This window comes from Paraburkholderia sp. J67, from assembly GCF_905220265.1.
Lineage (GTDB): Bacteria > Pseudomonadota > Gammaproteobacteria > Burkholderiales > Burkholderiaceae > Paraburkholderia.
On sequence record NZ_CAJMZK010000024.1, the window covers coordinates 120828 to 127188 of the forward strand.

A 6361-nucleotide genomic window follows, 5' to 3' on the forward strand; every position below is an offset into this window, starting at 1 on the left:
GCGCGCGGCGCACCCCATTCCTCACACTACAACGTCATATAAACGCCATGAATTCGACGCAGCCTTCCCGCACCCGCCGCACTTTCCTGATCGCCTCCGCCAGTGCGCTCGTTTCGTTGCCGCTCGCCCGCCAGGCGCGCGCCGAAGCCCCGCTAGTCGCCGAGACCGATCCCGCCGCCCAGGCCCTGGGCTATCGCGCCGACGCCACGCACGTGGACAAAGCCAAATTCGCCCGCTATGCGCCGGGCCAGGACTGCGGCAACTGCACGTTCTACCAGGGCAAACCCAGCGATGCCGCCGCGCTCTGCCCGCTGTTCGGCGGCAAGCGCGTCGCCACGGCGGGCTGGTGCAACGGCTACAGCAAAAAGGCCTGAAAACAAGCGTGCAACGACGCCTGGCCAATCTTGCGCTTGCGCCACGCGCGTCACCCTATGCAAACGTCTGGCGTGTCGTGCGCGCACGACGCGTGGGAATGCGTTTTTGACCGGATGGACTTATCGCGGCAACCATGCCAGATTAGCCGGGCACTTCGTTTCGCGCGGCACCCTGCAGGCGGCGATGCGACTTCAACTCAAAGTCAAGGGGGACAGCTTGCACGATTCCTTTCCTCCCATGCCGGTCCTGGCCGACCGGCAACACGCCGCGCAACTGGTCCGCGAGCGTCTGCGCTCGGACGGCCGGCTTCCGCAGGGCTGGCTGCGCGTGGAGATCGACGCGTCCTGGCGGCGCAGCCTCGCGCATGGCGTGAGCTGCCATGACGACGCGCTGCTCAATCTGCACGAGTTTCGCGACCTGGGCGAGCTGCGCGATGCGAACCGCATGCTGCTAGACGCCGCGACACCGGCACTCGAATACCTCACACAGCGAACCGGCCAGCAAGGCATCGTGATTCTCGCCGACGCCCAGGCCACGATTCTGTCCGTCGAAGGCAATGCACGCGCGCTCGCGGACCTCGGCATTGGCGACGTCTCGCCCGGCGCGACGTGGACCGAAGCATTGCGCGGCACCAATGCGCTCGGCACCGCGCTCGTTGAAGGCCGACCGGTGGCGATCGACAGCGGCGAGCATTTCCTTGGCCGTCTCGCACGTTTCTCGTGCCGTTCGCTGCCACTCTTCGATCCGCACGGCGAGGTGATCGGCGTGCTCGATCTCACGCGCGACGGTCAGTTGCCGCTCACGAACGATACGCTCTCGATGCTGGTGGGCGCCACTGCGAGCCATATCGAGGCACGCCTTTTCGAAGCGTTTTTTCCGGATCATTTCGTCATCGCCTTTCATCCGTATCGCGCCTACCTCGAATCGACGTGGTGTGGCGTGCTCGCCGTGCGCGAGGATGGCACGATCGTCGCCGCGAGCGCGTTGGCCTGCGAGCTACTGGGTGTGGCGCGCGCCGATGTGATTGGGCGGCAGTGCGAAGGCATGCGCGGCATGCCCTTCGCTGCGCTCGCCGAACGCTCGGAGAGCCTGTATATCCCAGGCATCGCGAACGATCTGGCGCTGCGCGTATTGCGCTCACCGCGACGCGCGCCGTCGCCCCAAGGATGCGGCGCTTCGCGCTCACTCGATACGCGTTCGACTGCGCGCGAAGCGGGGCTCGTGAAAATCGCGGGTCGCCAGAACCGGCTGCTGCGCGCCTTGCAGATGGCGCGGCGCGGCATGGACAACGGCCTGCCCGTACTTGTGCAGGGCGAAACGGGCACCGGCAAGGAAGTGGTTGCGCGCGCCTTGCACGAGGCGAGCGAACGCGCGGGCAAGCCATTCATTGCCGTGAACTGCGCGTCGATTCCCGAAGGCCTGATCGAATCCGAACTGTTCGGTTATCGCGACGGCGCATTCACGGGCGCACGCAAAGGCGGCATGCTCGGGCGGCTCATGCAGGCGAACGGCGGCACGCTCTTTCTCGACGAAATCGGCGATATGCCGCTGCATCTGCAGGCACGTCTGCTGCGCGTGCTGCAGGAACGCAAGGTCGCGCCGCTCGGCGCGGGCGAAGAGCAAACGATTGACATCGCGGTGATCTGCGCCACCCACCGCAGCCTTCAGGCGATGGTGCGCGACAAGAGCTTCCGCGAAGACCTTTTCTATCGCATCAACGGCGTGAGCGTGGCATTGCCCGCGCTGCGCGAACGCGACGACGTGGATCTGATCGTCGCCACCTTGCTGGAACGTTTGAATGCCCAGCACGTGAGCGTCAGCGATGAGTTATCCGAAGTATTTCGCACGCATCCGTGGCCGGGCAATATCCGGCAGCTCGAAATGGTGCTGCGCACCGCGTTGGCCGTGCGCGCCGACGACGAACACGAGATCGGTCTCGACCATCTGTGCGACGGCTTTATCGACGGCGCCTGCCCCGATGCCGCGAACCCGGCCGGTCGCGGCCTGATCCGCAAACACGAAGACGAACTGATCCGCGAAAGCCTCGCGCGCCACGACGGCAATGTCGCGGCGGCGGCGCAGACGCTCGGCATCAGCCGCGCCACGCTCTATCGCAAGCTCAAGCGGCTGCGCCCCTGAACGCATCGCACGCGCCTCCCACTTCTTATGCTGAACCTGCTGCTACGCCTCGCGAAAACCGACGACCGACCTCGCCTCGAAGCGTCGATGGCATGGCTCTACAGTTTCGTGCGGCCGCAACGGCTGGCGATTGCGGGCTTGCTCGGGCTGTCCGCCTGTGCGTCGCTACTCGTGCTCATGCAGCCGTGGATCACCAAGGAGATGATCGACCGCGGGCTGATCGGCCGTAATTTTTCGATGCTGTTCGTGCTCGCGCTCGCGATGATCGGCGCGGGGGTCGTGAGCACACTGCTCGGCGGCGTGAACCGCTATCTGCATACGCGCCTCTCGGGCCGCGTGCTGTTCGCGCTACGCAGCGCCGTCTATGCGCATCTGCAGAAACTGCCGCCGTCGTTCTATGGACGCCGGCGCATCGGCGACCTGCTCTCGCGTCTGGATGGCGATGTCGCCGAGATCCAGCGCTTTGCGCTCGATGCGCTGTTTTCAGCGGTATCGAGCGTGATCGGCTTGATTGGCTCCGTGGCGCTGTTGCTCACACTCTCGGTCAAGCTCTCGCTGCTCGTGGCGGTGCTGATTCCGTTCGAAGCGCTGTGGCTGCGCTGGATGCGCCGCAAGGTGGAGCGCGGCGCGCGCGGCCTGCGCGAGAGCGCCGCCGATATGTCCTCGTTCCTCGTGGAAACGCTGCCCGCGATGAAGTTCATCCAGGCGAGCGGCCAGCAGGACACGGAGCGCGTGCGGCTCGAACACCTGGGCGAACGCTACATGGACCGCCTGCTCAAGCTTCAGATCACGGAGTTCGTCACGCAGTCGGTGCCGGGGCTGTTCACGTCGATCTCGCGTGCCGGGGCCTTCCTGCTTGGTGGCTACTGGGTCGTGCAAGGTTCGTGGCAACTCGGCGCGCTGATCGCCTTCACCACCTATCTCGGCATGGCCGTGGCGCCGGTGAAAAGCCTGCTGGGCCTCTACGTCGCGCTTCAGCGCATGACCGTGAGTCTCACGCGCGTGGTCGAACTTCAGCATGAGCCGGTCATCGTTCAGGAAAGCGAAACACCTCGTGACGCGCCGGAAGATAGCACGCTCGAATTTCATGACGTCTGGTTCTCGCACGAAGAGCGCGCGCACGGCGTGCTGCGCGGCGCAAGCGCCGTGCTGCCCGCCGGCCGCAAGATCGCACTCGCGGGCGCATCGGGTGCGGGCAAGTCCACGCTCATCGATCTCGTGCAACGCTTCTACGATCCGCAACACGGCACGCTGCGCCTGGGCGGCGTCGATCTGCGCGACTTGAAACTCGACGACCTACGCCGCCGCGTGGCCGTGGTGAGTCAGGACATCGTGCTGTTTCGCGGCAGCCTGGCGGACAACCTGCGCTACGGCGCGCCGCACGCGAGCCGCGAGCAGATCGCCCAGGCCGTACGCGCGGCGCAACTGGACTCGCTCGTGGCGACCCTGCCCGACGGGCTCGATAGCCAGATCGGCGAGCGCGGCCAGCAGCTTTCGGGCGGCCAGAAACAGCGCATTGCGATCGCGCGGGCGCTCTTGCAGGAACCGTCGATCCTTGTGCTCGACGAAGCCACTTCGGCCGTGGACGAAGCCACAGAACGCGAAGTCATTGCACAGATCGACACGCTTTTCGCCACGCGCACACGCATCCTCATCAGCCATCGCGCCAGCACCCTCGCGCATGCCGATCTGCATTTCGATCTGATCGACGGCCGCCTCGTGATGCGCGAAGCGCAGGGAATACAAGGATCACCGGGAGCGGCCCATGAGCAATGAACTGCGTGTGGGTATCGTCGATAGCGGGCATCGCGCCGATCAGGCCGTGCGCGTGGCAGCTGCCGCCGCTTTCGTGCTCGACGACGATCTGCAAGTGCACCGACGCGAAGCGATCGCCGACTCGATCGGCCACGGTAGCGCCGTGCTCGAACGCATCGCATCGGGTTCGCCCGACGCGCGCTTTTACATCGCCCAGGTGTTCCGCGAACGTGCCGCGACGACCCCGTTGCAGATCGCCGACGCCATACGCTGGCTCGTGGATCAGCACGTACGCATCATCAATTTGAGCCTGGGCGTGCGCGCCGATCGCGCCGTGCTGCGCGAGGCTTGCGCGTTCGCGGTGGACGCGGGCGTGGTGGTTTGTGCGGCCAGTCCCGCGCAAGGCGACCCCGTGTTTCCGGCCAGCTACCCCGGCGTCGTGCGCGTGACCGGCGACGCACGCTGCGATGCCGCGCAATGGTCGTGGCTCGATAGCGCGCAGGCCGACTTCGGCGCAATGGTGCGTGGCGACGGCGTGGCGCAAGCCGGGGCCAGCATCGCCACGGCTGCGCTGAGTGGCCACGCGGCCGCGTGGCTCCTGCGCCATCCAGAGGCAGACCGCGACGCCCTCCTCGCCTGGTTGCGCACGCACGCAGCCTTTATCGGCGTCGAACGACGCACGCACGCATCATGAGCACGCCGCGCATCGTCGTCCTCGGCGCGGGCCCGGCGGGCGCCGCCGTCGCACGCGCGCTCGCGGGCCTGGGCTACGCGGTCCAGGTGGTGAGCGACTGGCGGCGCTTCGACGCCGTCGAAGGCCTCTCGCCGCGCGTGATCGAGGGCTTGCGCCATGCGGGCCTGCATCGCGCGGCGAATGGCGTCGAAGGACCGTGCGCGCGCACGACGCTCTGGAACGGCGTGCTGCAAACGCTCAACGCCGAGTTCCTGGTCGACCGGCGTGTGTTCGACGGCGCGCTGCGCGACGACCTGCACAGCGCGGGCGTCGACGTGATCGAAGCCAATGTGCGCAGCGTGCAGACTTCGCCGGGCGGCCACGACCTCATGATCGAGACCGCCGACGGCCCGCTTTCGCTACGCGCGGACTTCCTCGTGGAAGCGCGCGGCCGTCTTGCGCCGCTGCTGCGCGACGCCACGCGTGGACCGCAGACCCTGAGTCTGCTGAACGTCTGGCAAGGCGAGCGCGGCGCGGCTGCCTCCGCCGTGGAAAGCCTGCAGGACGGCTGGGCGTGGATGGCGCGGCTGCCCGACGGCCGTTGCTACTGGCAGATGACGCTCGACGTGGCGAGCGCAGAACTCCCGCAGCGCGACGAATTGCTCGCGTTCTGCGCGCGCATGCGCCATGCGCCGCTGGCGAGCGACTTCTTCGCGCGCGACGCCGACAAGAACGTGCGCCTGCACGCGCGCAGCAGCACGGCCACACTGTGCGGACGCACCGGCGCGCGCAACTGGCTGCGCGTGGGCGACGCGGCGATGGCCGTCGATCCGCTCTCGGGCAACGGCATCTTCCAGTCGCTATCCTCGGCGCTCCAGGCGCCGGCCGTGATCCATACTCTGCTGAGCTGTCCTGAACGTGCATCACTGGCGCTGCGCTTTCACCAGCAGCGCATCGAACAACTCTTCATGCGCTTCGCGCGCACGGGCCGCGACTTCTACGCACTCGAACAACGCTGGGCCGCGCGACCGTTCTGGGAAACGCGCTGCCGCTGGCCCGACGACGCGCCACTGCACGTGAGCGCCGATTTCAACCAGCTCAATATCGAGCGCGCGCCGGTAATCGACGGCAACCTCATTGCGGAAGCCGATGTGGTCGTGAGCCCCGACCAGCCGCTCGGCGTCTGGCACCTGCAAGGCGTGGCGCTCGCCCCCATCGTCGAGGCGCTGCGCAAACAGCCGGCCGAACAGGTGCTGCGCGCGCTCGATGCAGATCAGGCGCGGCTGATTCGCCACTGGCTCAATGCGCACGGTTATCCGCAGGCGCAGGTTTGAGCTTCTGGTTTGGGCGTTTTGGTGTTTTGGCCTTTCCTTGTTTTCTTGTCGGTCTATTAGCGTTGCCCCTGTGCGGGGCGGCCCC

5 protein-coding genes are annotated in these 6361 nt (G+C 66.9%); all 5 read left to right on the forward strand.

Features of this window, described 5'->3' with window-relative positions; translation table 11 throughout:
* The first annotated feature begins 47 nt into the window (after positions 1-47).
* Positions 48-374, forward strand: coding sequence for a high-potential iron-sulfur protein (locus U5782_RS31490; protein ID WP_322047780.1), 327 nt, complete (start codon positions 48-50; stop codon positions 372-374).
* A gap of 238 nt (positions 375-612) precedes the next feature.
* Entirely contained in the window at positions 613-2514 is a 1902-nt protein-coding gene (locus U5782_RS31495) for a sigma-54-dependent Fis family transcriptional regulator (RefSeq protein WP_322047781.1), read from the forward strand.
* Positions 2515-2541: 27 nt separating this feature from the next.
* The gene (locus tag U5782_RS31500) at positions 2542-4290 is read left to right on the forward strand and encodes an ABC transporter ATP-binding protein (RefSeq protein ID WP_322047782.1); all 1749 of its coding nucleotides are present in this window, start codon (positions 2542-2544) and stop codon (positions 4288-4290) included.
* Entirely contained in the window at positions 4280-4963 is a 684-nt protein-coding gene (locus U5782_RS31505; RefSeq protein ID WP_322047783.1) for a S8 family serine peptidase, read from the forward strand. Before U5782_RS31500 ends, U5782_RS31505 begins: the two co-directional genes overlap by 11 nt.
* Positions 4960-6276 carry an NAD(P)/FAD-dependent oxidoreductase gene (locus U5782_RS31510; protein ID WP_322047784.1) on the forward strand — a complete coding sequence of 439 codons (1317 nt, stop codon included), beginning with the start codon at positions 4960-4962 and terminating at the stop codon, positions 6274-6276. Before U5782_RS31505 ends, U5782_RS31510 begins: the two co-directional genes overlap by 4 nt.
* Positions 6277-6361: the final 85 nt, after the last annotated feature.